This is a genomic window from Sphaerobacter sp., assembly GCF_019683595.1.
Lineage (GTDB): Bacteria > Chloroflexota > Chloroflexia > Thermomicrobiales > Thermomicrobiaceae > Sphaerobacter.
In genome coordinates this window covers 1-26,630 of sequence record NZ_JADGHZ010000032.1, presented here as the reverse complement: position 1 = coordinate 26,630, position 26,630 = coordinate 1, and the positions used below count along the sequence as shown (strand labels likewise).

Genomic DNA, 26,630 nt, shown 5'->3' with positions numbered 1-26,630 from the left:
CCGCTGGTCCCAGCCGGCTCCATGATCCAGACCCGCACCTGGTCCGGGACGAGCTCGGCGAAGCGACGCGCGTCCTCCACCGAACCCACGGCGACACCGTAATGGATCGGGATGGCGATACTTGGCTGCACGCGCCGGGCCGCCTCCGCAGCTTCCTCCGCGGTCATGACGTATTTCCCGCTCACGGGGAGGAAGGCGTAGTCGACCGGGCCGATCTCGTCCATCTCCGGGATCACGTCGGTATCGGCGGCAAAGTAGAAGCTCAGATCCTCGATTTCGAGTACGAAGCCGGTGTGCTGCTCCTCGCGTGGGTGGAAGGGGACGCCGGGCGAGCGGAACTTGTCGATGTTGTAGGCCGGGACCGCGCGAATCTTGAGCGCTCCGATGGTCGTCGTCTCACCGGGAGCGAGAACCTGGAACGGCTGGTCCAGCCGGCTCGCCGCCGCCGGGCTGGCCACGACCGTCGTTCGCTCGGTGCGGACCTTCGCCAGGTCGTCCGGGGAGAGGTGGTCACCGTGGTGGTGGCTGATGAAAAGGACGTCGGCCGGCGGCACGTCGTCCGGCAGGTGGTAGGGGTCGATGTAGATCCTGAGGTCACCGATCTCGATGCGCAGAGCCGACTGGGCAAACCAGGTGATCCGGGGCTCCATCAGACGCTCCTCCTGGATGCTCGAACGGGTTCCCGCCGCCCGGCCAGCGCCTCGAGCACCGCAGCGCGGACGATCCCTGCCAGTCTGTCCAGCAAGCGCTCGCCCTCGGCTGCGCTGGCGCGGGCCGGGTCACCAAAGTAACCGAGTGTGCCGCCGGCTTCGGAGAGCGTCCGAGCGCCCTCGCGGAGCCGGGCGGGGAGATCGATTGGCACTTCAGGCAATTGTGCCATACCTTCGCGCCGGACGGCATCGGGTTGGGCCGCGAGCATGAGCGATGTCTCGAAACGACCGGCGTGTCGCGGCCGGCGGCGGAACTCATCGCCGAGCGCGCTCGCCCAGCGGTCGTCGCGCACGTCGGGGAAGACGACCGGCACCCCGGTCGCGGTGGTTGCGGCGCGGGCGGCGGCCCACACGGCTTCGGCGTGCGCCGGCTCCCGGTGGGCGTTACAGAGGCAGATGCACCGGTATCCCTGGGGCACGAGGTTGAGCAGCACGGAGGTGAGATAGGCGCGGAATGCGTCGGGCTCGGCGGGTGAGGTGCCGGGGAAGCACGTCGCGACGAAGCTGGCGCCGTAGGAGATCGGTGGAAGGACCAGGACGGGCAGTCCCTCCTCGGTCAGCGACGCCGCGGCGCGCCGGGCGATGGCGGTGGCGATGATGACGTCCGTGCCGAGCGGCAGGTGCGGACCGTGCGCCTCGATCGCCCCGACAGGCAGGAGCCCAACCGGGCCTTGCTTCAGAAGATCCGCAGCCTCCTGCCAGGTGAGGGCTGCCAGGCTCTGGGGAAGAAAGGTGGTGGTCATGGTGGTTCCCATCGCTCATCTATGGCGCACGCGAACAGCTCTACAATTGGGGTTCCTTGCGCATAGATGTTGCCACGTTCCCGCCCGAAGCGGGCTTCCAACAGCCGCGTGTGCTATAGTCCGTCAGGCGATATGGCCACCCCGGTGAGGAGCGGAGCGAGGCGGATGAAACTGGTAGTCGCTATCGTCCAAGACTACGACGCAAGTCAGTTGCTGGACGCGATCACGCAGGCAGGTTTTCGCGCGACGCGCATCGGCAGCACGGGTGGCTTCCTCCGCGTGGGCAACACGACCCTCCTGATCGGCGTCGAAGACTACCAGGTCGGCCGTGTGCTGCGGCTCATCGAGACGAACTGCCGCGAGCGGACCGAGGTGGTACAGCCGGAGATCATCGGGGATATCCACGAGTGGTACCCGCCGGAACTGGTCGAAGTGACCGTCGGCGGTGCAACCGTCTTCGTGCTTGATGTCGAGCGATTCGAGCGATTGTGATGGTTGCGACCGGGAAGCTGCTCTCGGCGTCACGATCGCGACGCGGGCTGCGTCGTTGGGTGGCCGGTTGGATGGCCGCCGCCGCGATCAGCTTCGAACTCGTCAACGGCCCTCGCGGCGGTCGGGCGCAACTCACGCCCGTGCCGTACGTCCGCACGCTCCATGCTTCCGCCGACACGGGGCCGTGGGATCCGGGCGAGCTCGTCACCGGTCCCCGCCCTGGTGTGGTCGTGCGGGACCGCCTACCGGACGACGGCATCCCATTTGGACACAACCAAGCGGTCGTCTCCGCGAACTAGTCTCCGACGCTGGCACAACCCAGTGAACCGGCGGCGGGCGCCCGCTACCCGCCGCCGGTAGCGTGTGACGGAGGGAAAGGCTGCTAGCGTGCTGCCGCGAGGTGCCCGCTGACGGGCACGTCCTCAGGGAGCATCGGGCCGAGCAGGCGCTCTACCGCCATGATGTGGCTGCACGTGCCGAGGCCGAGCGCCTCAAAGGAGTGGCACGTACAGGTCCACCGGGCGTCCTCAAGCCGGACGTCGTACACGTCGTGGTCACCACGGAAGACGATGTGGAGCGATCGGATAGCAGCCCGGTCGGGCTCCTCCGCATAGCGGCGCGCCTTCTCGATCTTCCCGATGATGCTCGAGTTCACGAGCTCACTCCTTTCCGCGGCCGGCGGGGTCTCACCCCGGCCTTGCCGCGCGTCACCCGATCGTCCGCGCTTCCAACCCTCGCCAATAACAAACGAGCACCGCGGCGCGCTGCCGGGTGCTCTCCCTTGAGTCTATTCCGATGTCTGGACGACCCTGCATGGCTCTGTCGTCCCTTCGTCGCCACGAGAGGTTGTTCACCGGAAGTATACCCCTGGGCGTTGGGTAGGTCAAAGGTACTGGCCTAGCCCTTTAGTACAATGCCCGGGAATCATCCGACGCGGCCACGGACCAGCAGCGGAAGGACGGACGGGTGAACGCACTACAACCACTCAGCGTGGCGATCCTGGCTGGTGGGCAGAGCCGCCGCATGGGTCGCGACAAGGCGCTCCTCGATGTCGGTGGGCGCGCGTTGATCGAGCATGTGATCGAGCGTGCGCGGCCCGTGGCCAGTGAGATCATGCTGATCGCCAGCGACCGACCAGCCTACGCCCGGTTCGGCCTGCGTGTGGTGCCGGATCGTTACCCGCAGAGCGGGGCGCTCGGAGGGATCTACACAGCGATAGCCGAGGCCGAATATCATCATTGCCTGGTGCTCGCGTGCGACATGCCGTTCGTGAATACTGATCTGCTACGATACATGGCTTCGGTGCCCCGAGACTACGATGTGCTGGTGCCGTCCCTGGCGCCCGAGCGGAGCACGCAGGGCGAGCGGGAGACCCTCGAAACGCTCCACGCAATCTATGGCAAGACGTGCCTCCCCGCGATCGAGCGACAGCTTCAGGAAGGGATCCTGAAGGTCATCGGCTTCTTCAGCCAGGTGCGCGTCGAGCGGATTCCGGAGGAGGTGGTCCGGCAGTACGACCCGAACCTCTTGTCCTTCTACAATGCCAACACGCCGGAGGAGTACGAGTGGGTGCGTCGTCGATACGCCGGGGACGGCCCTGAGGAAACCGGCGATCCAGTGGAGGGGTCGCCTGAGTGAGCGTGACGGGAGGTGTCGATGCGCGGCGGGGGAGCGCGCAGCGGGATCGTCAGTCTCATCACCGATTTCGGTCTCAGTGATACGTACGTGGGGCAGATCAAGGCCTCGCTCCTCACGGTTGATCGGAGCCTGCAACTGGTGGATCTGACCCACCAGATCCCAGCCCAGGATGTGGCAGAGGCGGCGTTTCAGTTGGCGACTGCGTGGGAGGCGTTTCCTCCGGGGACGGTGCACCTCGTTGTCGTCGATCCGGGGGTGGGAACTCCGCGGCGGCCGATCGCATTCGCATATTGCGGGCACCTGTTTGTGACCCCGGACAACGGCTTGGGCACGTTCGTGTTGCGAGATCAGGAGCCGGAGCAACTGGTGGTGCTGGACCGGCCCGAGTTTCACCGGCCACGGGTGTCGAAGACCTTTCACGGGCGCGACATCTTCGCACCGGTGGCGGCGCATCTGGCCAGCGGACGCGAACTGACCGAGGTCGGGAGCGAAGTGCCACCGTCGTCGCTGGTGCGTCTGCCGCTCCCGGCGGTGGAGCGCGATGAGCGAGTTGTTCGGGGGCCCGTCGTCTCGATCGACCATTTCGGGAACTGCCGGACGCTGATCCACCCGGAGGATGTGCCCTGGCCGCGCGATAAAGTGTGGGTCCGGTGTGGCTCAGCCATGGTGCGGGGCATCGTGGAGACGTACGGCTCGGTGCCCGAGGAGCACACCTTGGCCCTGTTCGGCAGCCACGGGGGGCTGGAAGTCGCGGTCCGGATGGGAAGCGCAGCGCGGGCCTGGGACATCACGCGGGGCATGTTCGTCGAGGTGATGCCGGCGGAGTAGGGCGCCACGGGGACCGTTGGTATACTCAGGTGACTGCGACCTCAGGTCGGATTTCGCCGGAGGCGCGCGCAGGGCGACGCCAGGGAACAGAGGAGCAGGACGAGCGGTGGCGAAGAAGACGAAGACGCGACGAAGCGGACGTCCACGGCTGTCAGAAGCCCAGCTTCAGGCGTACCGGGAGCGGCGCGCCATGCTGGAGGCCGCGCCTGCTGAGACGGCGCAGCCGTCGAGCTCGGAGCCGGTGGGGACCATCCGGACGCATTGGGGGCACCTGCCGGACGAGTACGCCATGATCCGGGCCGATCTCATCCGGCTGCTGGTGATCGCCGCCCTGATGGTCGTTATCCTGGTAGCGCTGACTTTCATCCTGAACTGATCCGATTTCGGCGTGGAGAGACATCGACAGCCCCGGCCAACCGGCCGGGGCTGAACCATGTTCACCGCCGTACGCGCGGTGGGGAGATGCCCGTGCGCGTGCAATCCCGAGCGGCGCGAACGACTCGACCGGACGTGGTGCGAGAACGAGGGACGGCCCGCGCTCGGAATTACTCGTCGAGCGGGACGTCGTCTTCCGGTTCCTCGTCGTCGATGAAGTGGTCTTCCTCGTCCACGTCGTCGCCGACGGCCTCGATCTCCTCCGGTTCCTCCTCGTCGAGTTCTTCCTCGTCTTCCTCGTCGGAATCGAGCAGGAGGTCCGGCTCAAGTTCGCGCTCGGTACGCCCGGTGTCGCGCAGATACGGCCGCGGCGGCGGCATCTTGACCTGGCGTGGCAACGAAAGGTGCGCGGGCGCTTCGGGGTTGCGGTAGACCTCACGCAGGATGATGCGCACCGTGTTTTCGTTGATGGCGACGACGTACGCCTGGTAGCGGTTCCCGGCCTCCAGGAGCTCGATCAGCCGCTGCGCGATGCGAGGCTCGAGCTGGCCGAGCCGCTCCCCTTCCTGGGTGTAAATGTGCACCGCGCCGTTTTCCGGCCGGATCTCGACCTCTTCAGCGGGTGACACCAGCTTGAGGACCGAGTGCGGGCCGGGGTGGACCAGATCGGTCACGTAGGTCTTGCCCACCTCTTCAACGAAGACACTCGGGCGGAAGCCGGGTGTGGGCGTGACCTGCGGCGCTGCGTCGCCGATGTCTTCTAGCCGCTCGATGTTGCGTCGCGCGATGACATTGCCCGGGTCGATGTCGAGCGAGGCGCGGTAGGCGTCCATCGCCTCCTGGAACCGCCCGAGCTCCATCAACGCCTTGCCGAGGCGGTTGTGCGCCTCAACGTCGCGCGGTGCCTGGGTGAGGATCGCGCGATTGATTTCGACCGCTTCTTCCCAGCGGCCCTCCATCGCGAGTCGCCGTGCTTCTTCGGCCTGGCGCCGTACGGTGCGATTGCGTCCGTCAGGTTGATAGGTCGCCAATACTTCAGACCACCCTCTCTACTCCGGCGCGAGCGTGATCCCGAACTGCCACCGGTTCGCCGAGCAAGTACCAGGGCGAGGCCTCGGTGATCCGCACGTCCACGAACTTGCCCTTCCAGTCGCCCGGCGCCTCGAAGAACACCAGGTCGTTGCCTCGGGTCCGGCCGCGCCAGCGGCCCTTCGCCAATCCGTCGACCAGGATCTCGAACGTGGCGCCCAGGTAACCTCGATTGCGCTCGCCGAGAATCTCAGCCTGGAGCTTCTCCACCGCCTGGTGGCGCCGGCGCTTTTCATCCCAGGGGATGTCGTCCTCCCACCGGGCCGACAGCGTCCGCGGGCGCGGAGAATACATCGCGACGTGGACCTTGTCCAACCGCAACTCGGCCAGGAGGTCAAGCGTGTGCTGGAACTGCTCCTCGGTCTCCCCAGGGAAGCCGACGATGATGTCGGTCGACACCGTCACGCCAGGGATGGTCTCGCGGATGTACGCAACCCGCTCCCGGTAGAAATCGACGGTGTAGGTGCGACGCATGCGCCGCAGCACCTCGTCGTCCCCGGCCTGCACCGGCAGGTTGATGTGCTCGCACGCTTTCGGCAGCGTCGCAACGGCCTGGACAATCCGGTCCGACATGTACTTGGGGTGCGAAGTCAGGAATCGGATGCGCTCGATTCCCGGGATCTCATTGACGGCGGTCAGCAGGTCCGCGAGGTCCGGGCTCCCGGGGAGGTCGTGGCCGTAGGCATTGACCGTCTGCCCCAGGAGGGTCACCTCCTTGACGCCGCGCTCGGCCAGGCGCTGGACCTCAGCCAGCACCTCGGCCATCGGACGGCTCCGCTCCCGGCCCCGGCGATAGGGAACGATGCAGTACGAGCAGACGAAGTTGCAGCCGTAAATGATGGGCACAAAGGCTGTCACGTCGGAGCCTGCCGCGTCGGGCTGGTAGAAGTGCGGCAGCTCCGCGAGATCGGTATCGACGTGAGCCAGCTCCGGCGCGATCTCGACCAGCCGCTCGAACTGGGACGGGCCGTAGAACAGGTCGACATGCGGGAAGCGTTCGGCCAGCGCCTGCTCCTGGCCGGTCACCATGCACCCGGTCAGCGCGATGCGGACGTCAGGGCGGACGCGCTTGAGGCGGGCCAGCGAGCCGAGCTTCCCCGCGACCTTGTCCTCGGCGGCCTGGCGCACGACGCAGGAGTTGACGATGATGACGTCGGCTTCTTCTTCGAGATGCGTCTGTAAATAGCCGGCCTGGCTGAGCATGGCTGCGGCCTTCGCTGACTCGGCCTCGTTCATCTGGCAACCAATCGTCCAGATGCAGTAGCGCTTCGCCGCTTGGACGCTGGCGGGTTCGGGCGCTCGGGCCAGGCGCGGGTTCAATGGAATCACGGGGCTCCTCCGAACGTGCGGGTCGGTCACCGTGCGAGCGATCTCCGGGCGCGAATTATACTCGGTTCGTGGCGGCGACTGGGAGCCGTTCCCGGCCCCGCGACCAAAGCGGCGATCGGTCGTCGTGAAGGTGGCTGACTTGCGATGCTCGGCCCGGTAGCCGCACCACGCCGCGCGTCGCGGGACCGCCCGTGGGCTCCTCTTGCGTGCCTGCAACATGCGCAAGAACTCACGGAATGCCTCCAGTATGCGCGAATTGCCGCGAGAGACTGTACGGACACGCTGGCGAGACGGGGCGTCTGTGCTACAATGCGCTCGGAACATCTTGAGACCTCGACCCATGGAGTCGTGCGCTCCGGTGTTGTCGCCTTGGGGGGGTGAGGCACACGCCGGGCTGACTCTGCCGTCCCAGTCCTCAGCCGGTGGATCTACACTGACCACGATCGAAGGGGCACCGACGTGACCCAGCGCAAGTGCGGGACCTGCCGTCACTTTGAAGAGGGAGGATTGGCGGGATCCGGGTGGTGCCGACACCCGTTACGGCAGGACCTCCAGCACATGGTCCTCGTTCGCCGCACCGAGTTGGCCTGCCGCAACGGGTGGGATCACGACCTGTGGGAGCCGCGTGAACCGAGCCAGACCGACGGGAAAGGTGAGGCGAGCGCGCCCGCGACATCGGACCCCACTCCGCTGAACGGTGACGACTCGGCGCGGACCGACACGCTCGAGACCATTTCGATCGCTCCGGTGCGGCCGGTCCCCCGTCCGAGCACGTCCGAATCGGAGCGGACCGCAGAGCCAGTGTTGCCGGGCGTGTCCCGGACGACCGAGGCTGCCGCGAGCTCACCCCGGCGCGACGAGGTTGCGCCGGAGCGCGGGCGTCAGACGCCAAACGGTGAGGCGGCGAGCGCCGAACGCCGTGGGACTGCTGCGGAACCGTCTCCGTCGCGGTTTGGGGCAACCGCTGCACGAGAGACCAGCATTCCACGCTCCAACCGCGTGGGCACCACGCCGCGCCGGACGACGCCGTTGCGCATCAGCGGTACGGCGCAGTGGGCGACCCCGATCGAGGCGGATCCCATCCCCGAGAGCCCGCTGGTTCGCCGGCCGGTGACGCCGCGGCCGGGCACAGGGCGTGCGGCGCCTCCCTCCGTGGGGCCAGGACCGACACGCTCGCGGCCACCGGCACCGCGGCGGGCGGAGGATCCCGAACCTGTCACACCGAGCAGATTTGGCGCAACCTGGGTACAATCACGCAGCGGCTCTACGGAGCCGTTCACGGTCATCCCGGAGGTCGAGCCGCCGGTCACGCCCGTCGCCGAATCGCAGGAACCACGCGCGACGGCGGTGCCGGAAGTGGAAGCGCTGCCGCCGGAGGATGAGCAGCCCACTGAGCAGCCGTCGGCATTGACCGGAACCTCGGCGGCGACGCTGCCGCGTTGTTGCCGAACGTGCCGCGACTTCCGCCCGGCAGAGACGGGAGACCGCGGGTGGTGCAATAATCGATACGCGTTCGAGCACCCGCAGATGGTGCAGGCGGACGACCTGGCATGCGAGAGCACGATCGGGACATGGTGGGTGCCTGCTGATGATTGGTGGCTGCAGCGGGCCGACATCGCGCATCATGCGCGGCCGACGCCGATCGTCGATGAATACCTGCACCAATTGCTCCAGCAGCGAGCAGAGGCGCGGCGGCGGGAAGCGCGCTAGCCGGGACGCGCGGGTGCTCCATCGGGGAACTCACCCCGGCGGCGAGGGCAGGGCGCCGTGGTGAGGAAGGGAAGCTGACAGGGAACTCATGTCCGAATTCGGCGAACTGCTGCGGCATGCCCGTTCTTACAAGGGCGTGAGCCTGCGCGAGGCGGAGCGGGCCACCAAGATCAACCGCCATCACCTTGCCGCCCTCGAGCGCGAAGAGTTCGAGGAGCTTCCGCCACTCATCTATGCACGAGGCATCGTCCGCAACTACGCCCAGTACCTCGGCCTCGACCCGGTCGCAGTGCTGGCGCTCTTCGAGGAGGTTCACGGCCAGCGCAGCGGTGGCTTCCGGGTCGTTCCCGCCGTCAAGCCGTTGAACATCCCCTCGCACTGGGCGCCGAACTTCGCCATCATCGCCTTCATGGTCATCATGTCGGCGGTAATCTTCGCTTGGCTCTACAGCGCCTACTTCGCGCCTGAAGACGCGCCGCCGACCGAGCCGGCTGGCATCGTGGGCCTGGCGTCGCCCACGGCATCGCCCGAAGCGACACCCACCGGGACCGAGGGCGGCTCGATCACCATCGCGTCGCCGACCACCGAGCCGACGCCGACGCCGGTTCCGACCGAGCCGGCCGTTGTCGAGACACCGACTGAGGAGCCGACTCCGACACCGGAGCCGACGCCGGTGCCGACCACGCACACCTTCGCCGTGACGGCCACCAGCTCCGTGTGGGTGCAGGTGACGGTCGACGGGCAGGTGGTCTTCTCGGACGTATTGCCGGGCGGCGCGACGCGGGTGTTCGAGGGCGAGCAGATGTACGTGACGGCAGGCAACGCGCCGTTCATCCACGTGGCGGTCGACGGGGTCGACCAGGGCCTGCTCGGCGAAACCTGGGACGCGTCGAGAACGTACCCGTAGCGAGTAGTAGCGAGTAGAAGAATACAAGCGGCACCCGGCCTGCGTGGCCGGGTGCTCTTTTTCAGCGTCGCACCGTCAGCGCGCCGCCGGCTTCCCGGTGCCGCGGGGGACGATGACCTGAATCGCCGCCGGGCAGACGGTCATTTCCAGCGGCGTTGTCCCTGCGTAATCTCCATCAAGCTCGACTGGGGCGGGAGGCGATGCCTCCACGCGGACGCTCCGCCCCCGCAGCCGCCGGGCAAAGCGTGACCGGCCGACGTGCCCCACCAGAAACCAAAGGCCGAGGGTCAGTGTAGCCGCGAGGTGCGGCGGATCGAACACGCACACGTCGAGCACGCCGTCGTCCGGCCGGATGTCGTCACCGAACCTGAGCCAGGGATCGAGGACAAAGGCGCCGTTGGCGATCAGCACCATCCGGGCCGCGAACTCCGTCGTCTCACCGTCGACGGTGACGCGGTACTGGATCCGGGGGGCGGTGAGGTGCTTGAGCGCGGGCGGCACGTAGGCCAGCCAGCGCGCCAGCCGCTTGAGGGACCGCTGCGCATCCCGCATGACCAGCGCGTCGTAGCCGCTGCCGGCCATGTGTACGACGACGCGATCCCCCGCGCGAGCGACGTCGAGCGTGCGCCGGTCATGCGGGCGAACGAGGAGGCGTGCTGCCGCCGCCGGTTGCAGCGGGATACCGAGCGAGCGCGCCACGGCGTTGGCGGAGCCGGTCGGGATGATCGCGAGGGGCGTGTTGGTTCCCACGAGGCCGCTCGCCACGTCCCCGACCGTACCGTCTCCACCGACGGCCAGGACTACGTCGGACGACTCGGCCGCCTGCCGCGCGAGGTCGCGTGCCGCGCCCGGGAAACTGGTGCGGAGCACCCGCACGTCGTAGACACGCCCCAACGTGGTCTGGAGCATGGCCTCGAGCTCGTGGGCTTCCCGCCGGCCGGTGCACGGGTTGATGATCGCCGTGGCGCGTGGGCGGGGCGTCAGGCTTCGCTCTGGGGCGTCAGGCTGAACCGCAGGAGGGCGCCGATCTGCCCGAGGTCGCGCATCGGTTCCTGCGTCTCCGGCTGCGTCAGGAAGAGCAGGTTCGCTCCCTGCCGGAACGCGCCCGTCACGATCTCCGGCACCACGTCGTCCAGCGCCTGGAGCGGTCCGCCGCAGAAGATGCACTCTTGACCCGTCCCACCCTCTCTCTGCACCGATCGGCAATTCAAGCACACGGCTCCCGGGGCCTGGTAGCTGTCGTCGACCAGGAGAGTGAGGATCTGGCCCTGTTGCAGCGCCATGAGCGTGGGCTCAAGCCCGGCGACGCCCCGGTCACCGCTCGCGACCTCGTTACGGAGCATCTCGATGGCGCGCAGCTTCTCATCGAGCATCCAGCGCCGGATGATCTCGCAACTCTCCTCGTGCACCTCGTTGATGTTGGCTTCCATCAGGACGCGTACCGTCCCGGCGTGGCGCTCGCGGACGTAGGGGTGAAGTTGTTCGAGGAAGGCGGCGACGACTTCATCCGGGCCACCCAGGATCAGCCAGCGGTACGGCTGCTCCTCGAAGAGGTGGAACAACTCGTCGGCGACCCGCTTGAAGTGGGCGCGCGCGTGCTCGTCGATGTGTCGCTCGTAGCGGGCCTGCGACCAGCCCCCCTGGTCGTGCTGGCCGGGAACATCTTCGTCGACGATCCGCTGGAGCTCTTCGAATGTGCCAAGCCGGCCGTAGAACAACCGCGCACTGTCGCGGGCGATGAGGCAGGTCACGAACGGCTCGAGCTGTTCCAGGATCTTGATGAGCGGGGCGACGTGGGCCTCGAAGCCGATCGAAATTTGGCTTTCCACGTCCCGCGGAAGCTCATGCACCTGCCAGATACCTGCCTGCGAGGAGGCGAAGACCGCCACTCCCCGCCCGAATCGATCCCCTTCGTCGCGGAAGAACTCACGGATCCGCTCGAGGTCCTCCAGAACCGCCTTGCGCTGCGTGGCATCGAAGCGATCGTCCAGGGTGTCGGCTGCCTGGCGAAGCAGATTCTTGAGGCGGATGGTGTAGTCGTCGTCGATCCGCTCCTTGTCGATCCGGAGGATCAGACTGACGATCGGCCACTGGTCGGAGCCGAGCCGGCTCAATGCATCGACGTCTGCACGCGTGATCACGGGGTACCTCCAACCTGACTAGCAGCGCGTCGGGAGTGCGACCTTGTTGGCCGTGTGTGAGTGGTACATCCACCCGTTAGTCGTGCAGCTCCTCCTCTTCGGGGCCGAAGATGCGATCCGTCAGGTAGTTCGCCAGCCAGGTGGCGGCCGCCGCCAGAACCAGGTTCAGAATGCCGCGGACCACGTTCCGGAGCATGATCCCTCCTTTCCCTTTGCCAGCGGGCTGCTGTCGCAACGCCGTGGCAACCCCGGGGACCGGGTGATCGGGGTCTACGCACAACGCTTGCCGAGCGCGACGGCGGTGCCGCGCCGGCGCGCGATCAGTCTAACATGCGCTTTCGGCGTTCCACCCGCGCAAGATGGCCATTCGGGTTGGGCTCCGGGCTCCCCTCGGCCTCCCAGCCTGCCATCGTACCGACCGCGAGCGCCGTGAGCAGGATGAGCACCGCGACGGTGACTAGGTCGGCGAGCGTCAGGGCGTGGAGGAGATGTACCCCGCCGCCCGGCACCTGGGCCGCGGGCCAGACGAGGAGATCGGTGGCCCGAGTGAACCAGCGTGTGAACTCGGAGCGCTCCGGCCCCGGACCCGCGAGGATGACGATCCGGGCGAGCAGGAGCGCAGCCAGGGTGGCGCCGAGTTCGACGACGGCCGCTCGCCCGATTCGGCTAAGCGGACGCGGACCCTTCGGGCGGCGCTGGCGCGGGGGCTGCATCAGCCGCGCTCCGCCGCTGGGCGCGAGCGGAGCAGGCTCGCGACCCGGTCGATGATCACGGCCGCGAGTTCGGCCTTCGAGGTCGGCCCTACCTCCTCTGCGTCCTGGCCCGGCTGCAGGAGATAGGCCCACCCCTCGTCGCTACCCATGCTCGTTCGAGCGTCGTTGGCGACGATCAGGTCGAGGTGTTTGGAGCGGAGCTTGTCGCGCGCGTAGTCGAGCAGGCTGGTGGTTTCGGCGGCAAAACCCACCTTGAGCAGACCGGGGCGGTCGATGGACGCGAGGATGTCGGTCGTCCGGGTCAGGTTGAGGGTCAGGTCGTCGCTCGACTTCTTGATCTTGTGCTCAGCGACGCTGCTCGGGCGGTAGTCAGCGACGGCCGCCGTCATGATCAAGACATCGGCGTCCTGCACGGCCGCCTGGACGGCGTCGGCCATCTCGGCGGCGGTCTCGACGCGGATCACGGATGCCTCGCCGTGGGGCGTCAAGGCGGTCGGTCCGGTGATGAGCGTGACCGATGCGCCAGCGTCGATGGCCGCCGCCACCAGGGCATAGCCCATCTTGCCGCTGGAGCGGTTGCTCAGGAAGCGCAGCGGGTCAAGCGGCTCGCGTGTCGGACCAGCGGTGACCACGACCCGTACGCCGGCGAGCGGCCCATTCGCGCCCAGCGTGGCGCGGATGGCGTCCATCAGCCGCGCGGTCGTCACAAGGCGGCCAGGCCCGACCAGTCCCGAGGCGAGCGGGCCGTCGTCCGGTCCGACGATGCGGACACCGCGGTCGGCCAGCGTCTGCAGGTTTGCCTGGGTCGCGGGGTGCTGATACATATGGTAGTCCATGGCCGGGGCGACGATGATGGGTGCGGGGGTGGCCAGGGCGGTCACGCTGAGCATGTCGTCGGCCAGACCGTGGGCAAGCTTGGCGATCACGTGAGCCGTGGCCGGCGCAATGACCATCACGTCGGCGCGCTCGCCAAGCGAGACGTGGCCCGATTCGGCCTCGGTCCACTGCTCGAACACTTCGGTCCGCACGGGCCGCCGGGTGAGCGTCTCGAACGTAAGCGGCCCGACGAACTCGCGCGCCGCGCGGGTCATCACCACGTCCACCTGCGCACCGGCCAGGGTCAACTCGCGGGCCAGCTCGACTGACTTGTAGGCGGCGATCCCGCCTGAGACGCCGAGCACGATCCGCTTGTCCTTCAGGATGGTCGTCATCCCCGGTGGTCCTTTCGTGCGGGCGCTGCGAGCGGCCGTGCCCGTCCCTCCCGAGCCAGCCGGTCGAAGCGCGCCTTCAGCACGGCTTCGATTTCTGCGAACCCCTCGTTGAGTCGTGGGAACACGAGCCAGGCGACGCCGAGCGCGAACAGACCACCGGTCAGCACCCGCAGCGTGGGCGTGCTCTGTCGCAGGCCGACGAGCTGGGTCAGCCCGTCCACCGCCATCGGGGCGGCGAGGACCGCCCCGAGCCAGAGCGAGGCGGGCCGGATGCGGTGCCGGACGAGCGCGTACAGCACGCCGAAGAGCAGCAGCCCGCCGTAGATCGCCGTATCGCGCTGGCAGTACGCCACCTGGTGGCCGAGGATAAAGAAGCTGTGCTCCGGCTTCTGATGGCAGGTCAGGCTGAAGAAGCGGTAGATCCAGCTCGCGGCCGTCGTGTGCCCGGTGGCGGCAAGGTACGGCGCCATCAGGGGCGGGACCACGAAGAGCGCGGCAATCCCGTTGAGGAGCCAGACCCAATGCCGTGCCAGGTGATAGATGGCGCGGTCCACGGCGATGATCAGGCGCTCCTGCCCGGGAGAGAGCGTGTGGCTGGCCTGTGGCATGGTGGTGACCCTCACCGTCCTCGCCGCTCGGCGCGCGATCGCCGCGCCCGGATTCTAACTGAGGCCTTTGGGACGCGGCCAGGGGAACTCCGTCCCTCTCGTACACGCCTGGCGCCGGCGGTTGGCCGGGGTAGGGTGGATGGGGTATACTAGGCGATACACATCAACGCGCCCCGTGCGGTCGTGGCTGCCGCGTAGGGGCGATCCGACGCGGGGTGACAGCTCGCGCGGGAGGACAGCTAGCGGCCTTGACAGCCATCCTGCAGCAGCGTATAATTGGCGTTTGCGGATGGGTGGTCGCTCGCGCATGCGGATGAGTCAGATAACACAGGGTCTGAGACCGAACAATCCGATGCTTCGGGAGGGTGGATGCCGCCTTCCCGGCTTTTCGTCTTCCCGACACACCCACGAGTCGAGCGGTCAACCCGGTCGGTGTGATCTGCCGCGGTAACGGCGACCCGGCAGCACCGAGTCTACGCGACCCCGTTTTTCTCAATCTCACAAAAGGAGCGGTGAATGGCCGTAACTCTCCGGTCCCAAGGCGCCCCGGACGCTGGCACGAGGCAGGTGCTTTCCAACCTCGGCATTAACCGGGTTTCCTTCGCCAGCATCCCGACGGTTCTGGAGATGCCCAATCTGGTGCAGCTCCAGATCGAGTCATTTGAGTGGTTCAAGACGGAGGGGATGCGCGAGCTCCTCGAAGAGATCTCGCCCATCATCGACTACAACGGCAAGATGGAGCTCCGGTTCCTGGAGCATCGCTTTGACGAGCCGCGCTACGATGAGGAGACCTGCCGCGAGCGCGACATGACCTACGCCGCGCCGCTCCGGATTCGGGTCCAGCTCATCATCCGCGAAACCGGAGAGATTAAGGAAAGCGACGTCTTCCTCGGCGACTTCCCGATCATGACCCCGCACGGCACCTTCCTCATTAACGGGGCCGAGCGGGTGGTCGTGTCGCAGTTGGTGCGCTCTCCCGGTGTCTACTTCGACCTGACCACCGACCCGACGACCGGGCGCCAGCTTGCCGGGGCGAAGCTGATCCCCAGCCGCGGCGCCTGGCTGGAGTTCGAGACGTCGAACAAGAACGTGCTGTCGGTCAAGGTCGACCGAAAGCGGAAGCTGCCGGTGACCGTGCTGCTGCGCGCCATCGGCATCGTCGACGACGATGAGATCCGGGAGCTCTTCGCGGACGTCGACGACCCGGAGCACCGCTTCATCGAGAGCACGCTGGAGCGCGACACCACGAAGACGCGGGAGGAGGCCCAGGTCGAGCTTTACCGGCGCCTGCGGCCGGGCGACCCGCCGACGCGGGAGAACGCCGCGTCGCTCTTGGACGGGCTCTTCTTCAACCCGCGCCGGTACGACCTGGCGAAGGTCGGGCGCTACAAGCTGAACAAGCGGCTGGGTCTCGACATTGGGCTCGACACCCGCGTGCTGACGCGCGAGGACCTGGTGGAGGTCGTGCGGACGCTGATCCGGGTCAATACCGGGCAGGATTCGCCGGACGACATCGACCACCTGGGCAACCGGCGCGTGCGCGCGGTGGGTGAGTTGATTCAGATGCACGTCCGTACCGGGCTCCAGCGGTTGGAGCGGGGCATCCGGGAGCGGATGACCATTCAGGATATTGAGACGGTCACCCCGAACGGGCTGATCAGCACGACGCGGCCCGTGATGGCGGCGGTTCGCGAGTTCTTCGGCGGCAGCCAGCTCTCCCAGTTCATGGACCAGACCAACCCGCTGGCAGAGCTGACCAACAAGCGTCGCCTGTCGGCGCTCGGGCCGGGCGGTTTGAGCCGGGACCGGGCCGGCTTCGACGTCCGCGACGTGCACTACTCGCACTACGGCCGCATCTGCCCGATCGAGACGCCGGAAGGTCCGAACATCGGTCTGATCGGCTCGCTGGCGACCTACGGCCGCATCAACGCCTACGGCTTCATCGAGACGCCGTATCGCCGGGTCTATCGCCAGCTCAACCCGCAGGAAGATCGGGAGCTGATCATCGGGCGGACCGTGGCGGTCGACGTGAAGCACCCGGAGACGGGCGACGTCCTGGCCGCGGCGGGCACGCAGATCGACGAGGCGCTGCGCGATCGGCTGGCCGAGGCCGGCATCACGATGGTGCGCATTGTCCCGTTCGTCAGCGACCAGATCGAGTACCTGTCCGCCGACCGGGAGGATCAGTTCGTCATCGCCCAGGCGAACGCGCCGCTGAACGAGCGCTCCGAGTTCATCGAGGACCGCGTTTCGGCGCGCTACGGCGACGGGTTCGTGTCCGAGCCGCCGGAGCGGATCGACTACATGGACGTGTCGCCGAAGCAGTTGGTGTCGGTGGCGGCGGCGCTCATCCCGTTCCTTGAGCATGACGACGCGAACCGGGCGCTGATGGGTGCCAACATGCAGCGCCAGGCCGTGCCGCTGCTGCGGCCGCAGGCGCCGATCGTCGGCACCGGTGTGGAGTACCAGGCAGCGCGCGACTCGGGCCAGGTCGTCGTGGCCGAGAAGGCGGGTGTGGTGACCTCGGTCACGGGCCGCGCCATCACGGTGCGCGAGGACGACGGCACCGAGCGGGTCTACAAGCTGCGGAAGTTCATTCGCTCGAACCAGGACACGTGCATCAACCAGCGGCCGAGCGTCAACAAGGGTGATCGCGTCGAGCCGGGCCAGATCATCGCCGACTCGTCGAGCACCGACAACGGCGAACTGGCACTGGGTCAGAACGTCCTGGCCGCGTTCATGTCGTGGGAGGGTGGCAACTTCGAGGACGCCATCCTGATCTCCGAGCGGCTGGTCCGCGACGACGTCTACACCTCGATCCACATCGAGAAGTACGAGACGGAGGCGCGGGATACCAAGCTCGGCCCGGAAGAGATCACGCGGGATATCCCGAACGTCGGTGAGGACAGCCTGGCGAACCTCGACGAGAACGGGATCATCCGGATCGGCGCCGAGGTGCGGCCGAACGACATCCTGGTCGGTAAGGTGACGCCGCGGGGTGAGACCGAACTCTCCGCGGAGGAGCGGCTGCTGCGCGCGATCTTCGGTGAGAAGGCCCGCGAGGTGAAGGACACGAGCCTGCGGGTGCCGCACGGCGTGCACGGCAAGGTGATCGACGTCAAGCGCTTCAAGCGTGAGGACGGCAGCGATCACGAATTGCCGGCCGGCGTCAACGAGATGGTCCGCGTCATGATCGCCCAGAAGCGGAAGATCTCCGAGGGCGACAAGATGGCCGGGCGGCACGGCAACAAGGGCGTGATCTCGCGCATCCTGCCGATCGAGGACATGCCCTACCTGCCTGACGGCACGCCGGTGGACATCGTGCTGAACCCGATCGGCGTTCCGTCGCGTATGAACATCGGTCAGGTGCTGGAGACGCATCTGGGCTGGGCAGCGGCCGCGCTCGGGCTCAAGATCGCCTCGCCGGTGTTCGACGGGGCGAAGGAGTACCAGATCCGGGAGATGCTGGAGCGGGCCGGCTTGCCGAGCGACGGCAAGGTCGACCTGTACGACGGGCGCACCGGCGAGAAGTTCGACCGGCCGGTGACGGTGGGCGTGATGTACATGATGAAGCTGGCCCACCTGGTGGAGGACAAGATCCACGCCCGGTCCACGGGCCCCTACTCGCTGGTCACGCAGCAGCCGCTGGGCGGTAAGGCACAGTTCGGCGGGCAGCGCTTCGGCGAGATGGAGGTCTGGGCGCTGGAGGCGTACGGCGCGGCCTACACGCTCCAGGAGATGCTCACGGTCAAGTCGGACGACGTCGTGGGCCGTGTCAAGACGTACGAGGCGATCGTGAAGGGCGAGCCGATCGTGGAGGCCGGTGTGCCCGAGTCGTTCAAGGTTCTCGTCAAGGAGCTGCGAAGCCTGGGCCTCTCGGTCGAGGTCATCAACGAGGACGAGGAAACGATCGACTTTGCCGAGGATACCTCGCGCGACTTGCTGACGAATCTCGATCGGATCAATCTGAGCGGGTTCGAGCGGTCCGAGGATTAGTGGGACTGGTGAGCGACGAATCATGCAGACGATGAGCATTGGCAGGCGGTCGCGAGACTCGCATCAGGGGCTTGACGTCAACGACTTCGACGCGATTCGCATTAGCCTGGCTTCGCCGGAGGCGATCCGGAGTTGGTCGCACGGCGAGGTCACCAAGCCCGAGACCATCAACTACCGGACGCTGCGGCCGGAGCACGGCGGGTTGTTCTGCGAGCGGATCTTCGGACCGACCCGCGACTTCGAGTGCTACTGCGGCAAGTACAAGCGGGTGCGCCACGCCGGCACGATCTGCGACAAGTGCGGCGTCGAGGTGACCCGCTCCAAGGTCCGGCGCGAACGCATGGGCCACATCGAGCTGGCCGCGCCGGTGGCGCACATCTGGTACGTGAAGGGCACGCCGAGCCGCCTCGGCCTGCTCCTCGACATCTCGCCGCGCAACCTGGAGCGCGTGCTCTACTTCGCCTCCTATCTCGTGACCGAGGTCGACGAGGAGAAGCGCGAGGCGCTGATCCGCGAGATCTATGAGGAGCTGGAAGCCGAGCTGGCGGAGCTCGACCGCGAGCTCGAGGCTCGGACTGCCGACATTACGTCGGCGATCGAGGCGGAGCTGTCGCACCTGCGGGCCGGGGCGGAGTCCCTGGGTCAGTCGGTCGAGCAGCGCCTGGCCGAGCAGAAGGAAGAGCTGGACCGGGAGGCGACGGCGGTTCGCGAGCGGCTGGAGGGCCTGCTCGGCGAGGCCGCGCCGGAGGAGATCGTCTTCCGCGGGCGCACGATCGTGCGCGAAGGGGAGGCGGTCAACGAGGATCGGCTCCGGGCCCTCTCCGAGGCCGTCAACGAAGAGCGTGAGGAGCTGGAGCGCCAGGCCGAGCACGATGTGACTAGTGGTCAGGCGCTCGCGGAGGCGGAGCAGGATCAGCTTCAGTACGACGCCGACGAGCAGACGCGCCAGATCGTCCAGGAGTACGAGCAGCAGAAGCAGGCGCTGCGGGCTGAGGCTGAGTCGATGGTCCGCGCGATCAGCGAGCTCAAGCCGCTGCAGGTGCTGACCGAGACGCAGTACCGCGAGGCCATGGAGCTGGCGCCCGGCGTGTTCAAGGCCGGGATGGGCGCCGAGGCCGTCTACGAGGTCGTGTCCAAGATGGACCTGGACAAGCTCTCGGCCGAGCTGCGCCAGGAGATCCACTCGGTCAGCGGCCAGCGGCGCAAGAAGGCTGCGAAGCGACTGCGCGTCGTCGAGGCGCTGCGCAAGAGCGGTAACCGGCCGGAGTGGATGATCTTCACGGTCTTGCCGGTGATCCCGCCGGATCTGCGCCCGATGGTGCAGCTCGACGGTGGGCGCTTCGCGACGTCCGACCTGAATGACCTGTACCGCCGCGTCATCAACCGGAACAACCGGCTGAAGCGACTGCTGGAGCTGGGCGCGCCGGACATCATCGTGCGCAACGAGAAGCGCATGCTCCAGGAGGCGGTGGACGCGCTGATCGACAACGGGCGGCGCGGCCGTGTGGTGTCGGGCAGCGGCAAGCACAAGCTCAAGAGCCTGTCCGACATGCTCAAGGGCAAGCAGGGCCGGTTCCGCCAGAACCTGCTGGGTAAGCGGGTCGACTACTCGGGCCGCTCAGTGATCGTGGTCGGCCCGGATCTCAAGCTGCACCAGTGCGGTCTGCCCAAGCGGATGGCGCTGGAGCTGTTCAAGCCGTTCGTGATGCAGAAGTTGGTGGCCCAGGGCTACGCCCACAACATCAAGGCCGCCAAGCGACTGGTCGAGCGGGTCGACCCGCACGTGTGGGACGTGCTGGAGCAGGTCATCGCCGACTATCTGGTGCTGCTGAATCGGGCGCCGACGCTGCACCGGCTGGGTATCCAGGCGTTCGAGGTCAAGCTGATCGAGGGCTCGGCCATCCAGTTGCACCCGTTGGTCTGCGCGGCGTTCAACGCTGACTTCGACGGTGACCAGATGGCCGTGCACGTGCCGCTGTCGGCGGCGGCGCAGCAGGAGGCGCGGGAGCGTATGCTCTCGACCCGCAACCTGCTCGACCCGTCGGACGGCGACCCGGTGATCACGCCGACCCAGGACATCGTCTTGGGTTGCTACTACATGACGCAGCCCCGGCCGGGCGCGCGCGGCGAAGGAAAGGTCTTCTCCGGGCCGCACGAGGTCGAGCTGGCCTACCGTACCGGCGTGGTCGACTTGCAGGCGCAGATCAAGGTGCGTCTGGATCTGAACGGCTCCGGCCCGCAGTTGGTCGACACCACGGTCGGCCGGGTGCTGCTGAACGAGGTCATCCCGGACGAGCTCGGCTTCTGGAACGAGACGATGGACCGGAAGGCGCTGCGCCGGCTGGTTGCCGCGTGCTACCGCGAGCTCGGGCCGGAGGCCACCGCCGAAATGGCGGACAACATCAAGACGATCGGCTTCAACTACGCGACCAAGGGCGGCCTGACGATCGGGCTGACGGACGTCCACATTCCGGAGAGCAAGGAAGCCATCATCGCCGCGGCCGACGCCAAGGTCGAAGAGGTCGAGCGCCAGTACCGCCGCGGTCTGATCACCGACGCCGAGCGGCACCGCGAGGTGGTCAACATCTGGAACGACGCCCGCGACGAGTTGGCGAAGGCCGTCGAGGCCGGACTTGGTGCCAACAACGCCCTGTACATGATGAGTACATCGGGGGCGAAGGGTAACATCAACCAGATCAGCCAGATGGCCGGTATGCGCGGCCTGATGCTCGACCCGGGTGGGAAGATCATCGACCTCCCGATCCGGTCGAACTTCCGCGAAGGCCTGAGCGTGCTGGAGTACTTCATCTCCACGCACGGTGCGCGGAAGGGTCTGGCCGACACCGCGTTGCGCACGGCTGACTCCGGTTACCTGACGCGGCGCTTGGTCGACGTGGCTCAGGACGTGATCGTCACGGTGGACGACTGCGGCACCGAAGAGGGCATGCGCATCGAGGTCGACTCGATGCCGGACACCGAGTCCTTCATCGGGCGGGTCGTCGGCCGGATGGCGGCGCAGCCGGTGGTCGATCCGAACACCGGCGAGGTCTTGGTCGAGCGCAACGGGGAGATCACCGAGTCGATCGCCCGGGATCTGGTGGCGCGCGGCATCCCGCGTGTGGATGTGCGCACGCCGATGCAGTGCGAGGCGGAGCACGGCGTTTGCCGCTACTGCTACGGGCGGAACCTGGCCAGCGGCCAGCTCGTCGAGCTGGGCGAGGCGGTCGGTATCATCGCCGCCCAGAGCATCGGTGAGCCCGGCACGCAGTTGACGATGCGGACCTTCCACACCGGTGGTGTCGCGGGTGAGGACATCACGACGGGTCTCCCGCGCGTGGAGGAGCTCTTCGAGGCCCGCGAGCCGAAGGGGAAGGCGATCCTGGCGGAGCACGACGGTGTGGTGCACATCGTCGAGGACGAGACGGGCCGCCGCATCCTGCTCAGCCGCGAGGAGATCGTGACCGACGTGCTGGCCCTGCCGGAGGGCTACCAGGTGCTGGTGGCCGACGGCGAGACCGTCGCGGTCGGGCAGGTGCTGGCCTCGCCGCCCGAGGGCGTCGAGGGCGACCCGGTGGTCGCCAGCATGGACGGTGTCGTCTTCCTCGACGGGCAGGAGTTCGTCCTGCGCCACGAGGAGACGCAGACGACCGAGTATCAGGTGCCGGCGTCGGCCCACATCCGGGTCAACGACGGTGACTCGGTGACAACCGGGACGCAGTTGACCGACGGGAGCCTCGACCCGCAGCAGATCCTCCAGACCATGGGGCGCGCCGCCGTGCAGCGCTATCTGGTCGACGAGGTGCAGAAGGTCTACAAGTCGCAGGGCGTGGTGACCAACGACAAGCACATCGAGGTCATCGTGCGCCAGATGCTGCGGAAGGTTGCGGTGGAGGATCCGGGCGACACCGACCTGCTGGTCGGCGAGTTGATCGACCGGTTCACCTTCAACCGGATCAACGAGGAGATCATCGCCGAGGGTGGCGAGCCGGCGACGGCACAGCAGGTGCTGCTCGGCATCACCAAGGCGTCGCTGGCCACCGAGAGCTTCCTGTCGGCGGCCTCCTTCCAGGAGACCACGCGGGTGCTGACCGAGGCCGCGATCCATGGCAAGGTCGACTACCTGCGCGGCCTGAAGGAGAACGTCATCATCGGCAAGCTGATCCCGGCCGGCTCCGGGTTCTGGGCGCGCAAGCGCAAGGCTGAGGGGCTGACGGCGCCCGACGAGGCGACGCTGGCCGCGATGCAGGAGGAGCAACTGCACGAGCCGGCCTCGATCGAAGAGGTCGAGGAGCAGCTTGAGGGTCAGGCGTCCGCCCTGCCGGCATCGACCGGCGTGGCCGTGGCTGACGTGCCCGAGGCGCAGTTGCCGGCCGGTATGGGCGACGAACCCGCCTCGGTGTCGGCGGAGCCGGAGGCTGAGGCGGAGAGCGACGCCGACGAAGGCGAGGGCGGGGAGGAGTAGTCCTCCCCGCTCCCCGCGACCGCGCAACCCGCGCGTGTTTCCTTGACAGGTCGCGGGTTGCTTGCTAGACTGTGTGCTTGTGGCCGTCCACGGACGGCCACTCCAGTGAGGAAGAGACTTCCTCAAGGACAGCCGACGCCGCAGCTGAGGAGCCCACCTCCTCAGAGCACGGCGACCCGATGAGAACGGCTGTCTTGAGAAGGGGTAACGGACGTGCCGACGATCAACCAGTTGGTCCGAAAAGGGCGGAAGCGGGTCATCAAGAAGACCAAGGCGCCGGCGCTGCGCTACACCAACAACGCGCTGGGCCGGTATGCTGGTCGTCTGCGGCGCGGTAAGGGGTCGCCCCAGAAGCGTGGGGTGTGCACCCAGGTCCGCACGATGACGCCGAAGAAGCCCAACTCGGCGCTCCGCAAGATCGCCCGTGTGCGCCTGAGCAACGGTATGGAAGTGACGGCGTACATTCCGGGCGAGGGGCATAACCTCCAGGAGCACTCGACGGTGCTGATCCGGGGTGGTCGCGTCAAGGATCTGCCCGGGGTGCGGTACCACATCATTCGGGGTGCTCTGGATGCCCGCGGTGTGGAAAACCGCAAGCAGGGGCGGTCGAAGTACGGAGCCAAAAGGCAGAAGTCCTAGGCAGCGGCGGGGCTACGCTTCGGCGCGGTAACTCCGACGCTGCCGAGGTCTTCGGTTAGATCGTTCGGTACGAAAGCGGCCTCACGACGTGCAACGCGTGCTGACCGCTTTTTCGTGTGATCAGCAGCCGAAATGCCTCTGGCGCCTTGGGTGGTGCCGGGGTGGTGAGTGCTCCACGGGCCGCCGCGTGGCGAGTCCGGGCGATGGATGAGTGGCGCGCGCGCCACATCGGGTACGCGGGAGGCGACAGACAGATGCCGAGACGGGCCAAGGTCGTTCGACGGGAAATCCCCCCCGACGCGCGGTACGGCAGCGAGCTGGTGCAGCGCTTCATCAACAAGGTGATGCAGCGCGGCAAGAAGGGTTTGGCCGAGCGCATCGTGTACGACGCGCTGGACATCATCCAGCAGCGCACGGGGCGTGATCCCGTCGAGGTGTTCCAGCAGGCGATCCGCAACGCGACCCCCGTGCTCGAGGTCAAGCCGCGGCGCGTGGGTGGCGCGACCTATCAGGTTCCGATCCAGATCGAGCCGGCCCGGCGGTTGTCGCTGGCGATTCGCTGGTTGCTCCAGTCGGCGCGTGCTCGCACGGGGCGCTCAATGGCCGAGAAGTTGGCCGCCGAGTTGATTGACGCGGCGAACAACACCGGTGCCACGATCAAGCGGCGGGATGATACCCACCGCATGGCGGAGGCGAACCGAGCGTTCTCGCACTATCGTTGGTAACAGCCTCGTTTCGGCGCCGGACGCCGGGGCGGACAGAGAGACGACACTATAGATCATGAGTACCACTGTAACGCAGACAGCTCAGCAGCAGCGTGTGGAGCTGGCGAGGACCCGCAACATCGGGATCATCGCGCACATCGACGCGGGTAAGACGACCACGACCGAGCGCATCCTGTTCTACACCGGGCGCGTTCACCGGCCCGGGGAGACCCATGAGGGCTCCGCCACCATGGACTGGATGGAGCAGGAGCGCGAGCGGGGCATTACCATCACCTCGGCGGCAACCACCTGCTTCTGGCGTGATCACCGGATCAATATCATCGACACGCCCGGCCACGTGGACTTCACCGTGGAGGTCGAGCGCTCGCTGCGCGTGCTCGACGGCGGCGTTGTCGTGTTCGACGCGGTTGCGGGTGTCGAGCCGCAGTCGGAGACCGTGTGGCGGCAGGCCGACAAGTACCACGTGCCGCGCATCTGCTTCGTCAACAAGATGGACCGCACGGGCGCGAATTTCGCCCGCACGGTCGAGATGATCAAGGATCGCCTCAAGGCCAAGCCGGCGGTCGTCCAGTTGCCGATCGGCAGTGAGGCGGACTTCGTTGGTCTCATCGACCTGCTCACCCGCCAGGCGTACATCTACCGGGATGACCTGGGCCAGCAGATCGACGTGGTGGACGTCCCTGCCGACATGCAGGAGGCGGTCGAGCAGGCCCGGCAGGAACTCGTCGAGCAGATCGCCGAGACGAACGAAGAGCTCACGCTGCGCTACCTCGAAGGTGAGGAACTCAGCGTCGAGGAGCTGAAGGCGGCGCTGCGCGCGGCGACCATCTCGGGTGAACTGGTCCCGGTGCTGTGCGGCTCCGCGCTCAAGAACAAGGGCGTACAGCGCATGCTCGACGCCATCGTCGACTACCTCCCGTCTCCGGCGGACATCCCGCCGGTCCGGGGCACCAACCCGAAGACGGGCGAGGAGGAAGTGCGCACCGTGGACGAGGGCCAGCCGCTGGCGGCGCTCGCGTTCAAGATCGTGGCGGACCCGCACGTCGGCCGCCTGGCTTATGTCCGCGTCTACTCCGGTCGCCTTCAGTCAGCCACGTACGTCTACAACTCGACGAAGGGGGTCCGCGAGCGCGTCGGCCGCCTCCTTCGGATGCACGCAAACCACCGGGAGGAAGTGTCGGAGGTATCGGCGGGCGACATCTGCGCCATCATCGGCCTGAAGGAGACGTTCACCGGCGATACGCTGTGCGACGCGGATAAGCCCATCCTGCTGGAGGCGATCCAGTTCCCGGAGCCGGTGATCGCGGTGGCGGTCGAGCCGAAGACGCGCGCTGACCAGGACAAGATGGGCATCGCGCTGTCGCGACTGGCCGAAGAGGACCCGACCTTCCAGGTTAGCACCGACCCCGACAGCGGGCAGACAATCATCCGCGGCATGGGCGAGTTGCATCTCGAGGTGATCGTCGACCGAATGCTGCGTGAATTCCGGGTCGGCGCGAACATCGGCAAGCCGCAGGTGGCCTACAAGGAGACCATCGCGAAGCCGGTCCGGGTCGAAGGGCGCTTCGTGCGGCAGACGGGCGGTCGCGGCCAGTACGGGCACGTCTGGCTGGAGCTTGAGCCGCTCCCGCGCGGCGAGGGCTTCGTGTTCGAGGACCGCATCGTCGGCGGCGTGGTACCGAAGGAGTACATCCCGGCGGTCGAAGCCGGTATCCGCGAGGCGATGGAGTCGGGCGGCGAGGCCGGGCACCCGATCGTCGACCTGAAGGCGGTGCTCGTTGACGGGTCGTATCACGAGGTTGACTCGTCCGAGATGGCGTTCAAGATCGCCGCGTCGATGGCGCTCAAGGAGGGCGTGCGGCGTGCCGGGTCGGTCGTGCTCGAGCCGTACATGAAGGTTGAAGTCACGACCCCCGAGGAGTTCATGGGCGACGTGATGGGTGACCTGAATGCCCGTCGCGGTCGGATCGAGGGCATGGAGATGCGGGCCGGCGCCCAGGTGATTCGCGCCTTCGTTCCTCTCGCGTCCATGTTCGGCTATGCCACGGACCTTCGGTCGATGACCCAGGGCCGGGCGACCTACAGCATGGAGTTCGATCACTATGAGCCGGTGCCGGAGAACCTGGCAGCGGAGATGAAGGCGAAGGCCCAGCGCGACTAGGACGGCAGGGGCGGCCGAGAGGCGGTTGCCCGCAGGGACTGGAGGAGAGTTGCCGTGGCGAAGCAGAAGTTTGAGCGGACGAAGCCGCATGTGAACATTGGGACGATCGGGCACGTCGACCACGGGAAGACGACGACGACGGCGGCGATCACC

22 protein-coding genes are annotated in these 26,630 nt (G+C 67.3%); 12 read left to right on the top strand and 10 right to left on the bottom strand.

Annotated elements, in window-relative coordinates:
- The coding region (locus IRZ30_RS05710; RefSeq protein WP_294083832.1) for an MBL fold metallo-hydrolase at window positions 1-650 on the bottom strand (650 nt) is incomplete at its 3' end.
- Complete coding sequence (locus tag IRZ30_RS05705) at window positions 650-1,453, bottom strand: creatininase family protein (protein WP_294083831.1); 804 nt, start codon at window positions 1,451-1,453, stop codon at window positions 650-652. The genes IRZ30_RS05710 and IRZ30_RS05705, both read right to left, overlap by 1 nt.
- Window positions 1,454-1,618: 165 nt before the next feature.
- Here IRZ30_RS05705 and IRZ30_RS05700 point away from each other — a divergent pair, with 165 nt between their 5' ends.
- A complete protein-coding gene (locus IRZ30_RS05700) occupies window positions 1,619-1,945 on the top strand; it encodes a cyclic-di-AMP receptor (RefSeq protein ID WP_294083830.1) in 327 nt (108 codons plus the stop codon).
- A gap of 382 nt (window positions 1,946-2,327) precedes the next feature.
- Here the strand turns inward: IRZ30_RS05700 and IRZ30_RS05695 are convergent, their stop codons facing one another.
- Window positions 2,328-2,600 carry an SWIM zinc finger family protein gene (locus IRZ30_RS05695; protein ID WP_294083829.1) on the bottom strand — a complete coding sequence of 91 codons (273 nt, stop codon included), beginning with the start codon at window positions 2,598-2,600 and terminating at the stop codon, window positions 2,328-2,330.
- A 311-nt stretch (window positions 2,601-2,911) separates the two neighbouring features.
- On the opposite strand from IRZ30_RS05695, the gene IRZ30_RS05690 reads away from it, so the two are divergent.
- The 3 genes from IRZ30_RS05690 to IRZ30_RS05680 all read left to right on the top strand — a co-directional run bounded on the left by IRZ30_RS05690 (window position 2,912) and on the right by IRZ30_RS05680 (window position 4,787).
- A complete protein-coding gene (locus IRZ30_RS05690; RefSeq protein ID WP_294083827.1) occupies window positions 2,912-3,583 on the top strand; it encodes a molybdenum cofactor guanylyltransferase in 672 nt (223 codons plus the stop codon).
- An 18-nt stretch (window positions 3,584-3,601) separates the two neighbouring features.
- Window positions 3,602-4,411: an SAM-dependent chlorinase/fluorinase gene (locus IRZ30_RS05685; RefSeq protein ID WP_294083825.1), complete on the top strand. Its 810-nt coding sequence runs from the start codon at window positions 3,602-3,604 to the stop codon at window positions 4,409-4,411.
- 106 nt (window positions 4,412-4,517) lie between these two features.
- Complete coding sequence (locus tag IRZ30_RS05680; protein WP_294083823.1) at window positions 4,518-4,787, top strand: hypothetical protein; 270 nt, start codon at window positions 4,518-4,520, stop codon at window positions 4,785-4,787.
- Window positions 4,788-4,956: 169 nt separating this feature from the next.
- Here IRZ30_RS05680 and IRZ30_RS05675 read toward each other — a convergent pair whose 3' ends face one another.
- Window positions 4,957-5,817: a tetratricopeptide repeat protein gene (locus IRZ30_RS05675; protein WP_294083820.1), complete on the bottom strand. Its 861-nt coding sequence runs from the start codon at window positions 5,815-5,817 to the stop codon at window positions 4,957-4,959.
- 4 nt (window positions 5,818-5,821) lie between these two features.
- Window positions 5,822-7,204 carry a tRNA (N6-isopentenyl adenosine(37)-C2)-methylthiotransferase MiaB gene (gene miaB / locus IRZ30_RS05670; RefSeq protein ID WP_294083818.1) on the bottom strand — a complete coding sequence of 461 codons (1,383 nt, stop codon included), beginning with the start codon at window positions 7,202-7,204 and terminating at the stop codon, window positions 5,822-5,824.
- A gap of 1,356 nt (window positions 7,205-8,560) precedes the next feature.
- On the opposite strand from miaB, the gene IRZ30_RS05665 reads away from it, so the two are divergent.
- Together IRZ30_RS05665 and IRZ30_RS05660 are read left to right on the top strand one after the other, a co-directional pair.
- A complete protein-coding gene (locus tag IRZ30_RS05665; protein WP_294083816.1) occupies window positions 8,561-8,914 on the top strand; it encodes a hypothetical protein in 354 nt (117 codons plus the stop codon).
- Window positions 8,915-9,002: 88 nt separating this feature from the next.
- Window positions 9,003-9,821, top strand: coding sequence for a helix-turn-helix domain-containing protein (locus IRZ30_RS05660; RefSeq protein WP_294083814.1), 819 nt, complete (start codon window positions 9,003-9,005; stop codon window positions 9,819-9,821).
- 75 nt (window positions 9,822-9,896) lie between these two features.
- On the opposite strand, the gene IRZ30_RS05655 is transcribed toward IRZ30_RS05660, so the two are convergent.
- From IRZ30_RS05655 to IRZ30_RS05635, 5 genes are all read right to left on the bottom strand, one after another.
- The gene (locus IRZ30_RS05655; RefSeq protein ID WP_294083836.1) at window positions 9,897-10,775 is read right to left on the bottom strand and encodes a diacylglycerol kinase family protein; all 879 of its coding nucleotides are present in this window, start codon (window positions 10,773-10,775) and stop codon (window positions 9,897-9,899) included.
- 26 nt (window positions 10,776-10,801) lie between these two features.
- Window positions 10,802-11,962 carry a Vms1/Ankzf1 family peptidyl-tRNA hydrolase gene (locus tag IRZ30_RS05650; protein WP_294083812.1) on the bottom strand — a complete coding sequence of 387 codons (1,161 nt, stop codon included), beginning with the start codon at window positions 11,960-11,962 and terminating at the stop codon, window positions 10,802-10,804.
- Window positions 11,963-12,282: 320 nt separating this feature from the next.
- Complete coding sequence (locus tag IRZ30_RS05645) at window positions 12,283-12,675, bottom strand: hypothetical protein (RefSeq protein ID WP_294083810.1); 393 nt, start codon at window positions 12,673-12,675, stop codon at window positions 12,283-12,285.
- Window positions 12,675-13,886: a bifunctional phosphopantothenoylcysteine decarboxylase/phosphopantothenate--cysteine ligase CoaBC gene (gene coaBC / locus IRZ30_RS05640; RefSeq protein ID WP_294083808.1), complete on the bottom strand. Its 1,212-nt coding sequence runs from the start codon at window positions 13,884-13,886 to the stop codon at window positions 12,675-12,677. Before coaBC ends, IRZ30_RS05645 begins: the two co-directional genes overlap by 1 nt.
- On the bottom strand, window positions 13,883-14,494 hold the full coding sequence (locus IRZ30_RS05635) for a DUF2085 domain-containing protein (protein WP_294083806.1): 612 nt from the start codon (window positions 14,492-14,494) through the stop codon (window positions 13,883-13,885). The genes coaBC and IRZ30_RS05635 overlap by 4 nt, the downstream gene beginning before the upstream one ends.
- 516 nt (window positions 14,495-15,010) lie before the next feature.
- Here IRZ30_RS05635 and IRZ30_RS05630 point away from each other — a divergent pair.
- The 6 genes from IRZ30_RS05630 to IRZ30_RS05605 all read left to right on the top strand — a co-directional run.
- Complete coding sequence (locus IRZ30_RS05630) at window positions 15,011-18,490, top strand: DNA-directed RNA polymerase subunit beta (RefSeq protein WP_294083804.1); 3,480 nt, start codon at window positions 15,011-15,013, stop codon at window positions 18,488-18,490.
- Window positions 18,491-18,512: 22 nt separating this feature from the next.
- The gene (gene rpoC / locus IRZ30_RS05625; RefSeq protein ID WP_294083803.1) at window positions 18,513-22,952 is read left to right on the top strand and encodes a DNA-directed RNA polymerase subunit beta'; all 4,440 of its coding nucleotides are present in this window, start codon (window positions 18,513-18,515) and stop codon (window positions 22,950-22,952) included.
- Window positions 22,953-23,165: 213 nt separating this feature from the next.
- Window positions 23,166-23,591 carry a 30S ribosomal protein S12 gene (gene rpsL, locus IRZ30_RS05620; RefSeq protein ID WP_012871514.1) on the top strand — a complete coding sequence of 142 codons (426 nt, stop codon included), beginning with the start codon at window positions 23,166-23,168 and terminating at the stop codon, window positions 23,589-23,591.
- Window positions 23,592-23,845: 254 nt separating this feature from the next.
- Window positions 23,846-24,316, top strand: coding sequence for a 30S ribosomal protein S7 (gene rpsG, locus IRZ30_RS05615; protein WP_294083799.1), 471 nt, complete (start codon window positions 23,846-23,848; stop codon window positions 24,314-24,316).
- Between the two features lie 55 nt (window positions 24,317-24,371).
- Entirely contained in the window at window positions 24,372-26,477 is a 2,106-nt protein-coding gene (gene fusA / locus IRZ30_RS05610; protein WP_294083797.1) for an elongation factor G, read from the top strand.
- Between the two features lie 54 nt (window positions 26,478-26,531).
- Window positions 26,532-26,630 (top strand): GTP-binding protein (locus IRZ30_RS05605; RefSeq protein ID WP_294083834.1); only part of this gene is annotated, 99 nt, incomplete at its 3' end.

Bases quoted from the DNA above. Each gene is read 5' to 3' on its own strand.
- IRZ30_RS05700 (WP_294083830.1), top strand. From the start codon at position 1,619: ATGAAACTGGTAGTCGCTATCGTCCAAGACTACGACGCAAGTCAGTTG.
- coaBC (WP_294083808.1), bottom strand. From the start codon at position 13,886: ATGACGACCATCCTGAAGGACAAGCGGATCGTGCTCGGCGTCTCAGGC.
- IRZ30_RS05685 (WP_294083825.1), top strand. From the start codon at position 3,602: ATGCGCGGCGGGGGAGCGCGCAGCGGGATCGTCAGTCTCATCACCGAT.
- IRZ30_RS05705 (WP_294083831.1), bottom strand. From the start codon at position 1,453: ATGACCACCACCTTTCTTCCCCAGAGCCTGGCAGCCCTCACCTGGCAG.
- fusA (WP_294083797.1), top strand. From the start codon at position 24,372: ATGAGTACCACTGTAACGCAGACAGCTCAGCAGCAGCGTGTGGAGCTG.
- IRZ30_RS05660 (WP_294083814.1), top strand. From the start codon at position 9,003: ATGTCCGAATTCGGCGAACTGCTGCGGCATGCCCGTTCTTACAAGGGC.
- rpoC (WP_294083803.1), top strand. From the start codon at position 18,513: ATGCAGACGATGAGCATTGGCAGGCGGTCGCGAGACTCGCATCAGGGG.
- IRZ30_RS05630 (WP_294083804.1), top strand. From the start codon at position 15,011: ATGGCCGTAACTCTCCGGTCCCAAGGCGCCCCGGACGCTGGCACGAGG.
- IRZ30_RS05645 (WP_294083810.1), bottom strand. From the start codon at position 12,675: ATGCAGCCCCCGCGCCAGCGCCGCCCGAAGGGTCCGCGTCCGCTTAGC.
- IRZ30_RS05635 (WP_294083806.1), bottom strand. From the start codon at position 14,494: ATGCCACAGGCCAGCCACACGCTCTCTCCCGGGCAGGAGCGCCTGATC.
- rpsG (WP_294083799.1), top strand. From the start codon at position 23,846: ATGCCGAGACGGGCCAAGGTCGTTCGACGGGAAATCCCCCCCGACGCG.